The 322-nt window shown below is 45.0% G+C and carries 1 pseudogene; it reads left to right on the top strand.

What is annotated here, in order from left to right:
• Nucleotides 1-155: pseudogene (locus tag BN338_RS13645) on the top strand (phage major tail tube protein); the annotation flags it as partial.
• Between the last annotated feature and the right edge of the window lie 167 nt (nucleotides 156-322).

Here is a 322-nt window from a genome sequence, read left to right on the forward strand (position 1 = left end):
CCACGGGCTATGATTGCGAGATCAAGAATATTTGGGATTATACGGAATATTGGGATGGTTCTGTTTTGCATCGCTTTTCTTTTAAACGGGGTGGATGGCTCGTGCGCAACGGGCAAGAGATTGGTGGACGCCGCCGCTCTATTCTCAATTTATAAGGAATTGATCATGACAAGTTTACAAACCAGCCTTGATGTAGAACTCCAAGTTCCCCTTGTTTATAAGGATGGTGATGGCAAGGAAGCCTGTCGGCAAAAATTGACCTTTTATCGCCCTACTTTTAAGCAAGCACGACAATTAGCGGTGTTGATTGGACCACAGCTAG

The sequence above is a fragment of the Bartonella queenslandensis AUST/NH15 genome, assembly GCF_000312585.1.
Classification (GTDB): domain Bacteria; phylum Pseudomonadota; class Alphaproteobacteria; order Rhizobiales; family Rhizobiaceae; genus Bartonella; species Bartonella queenslandensis_A.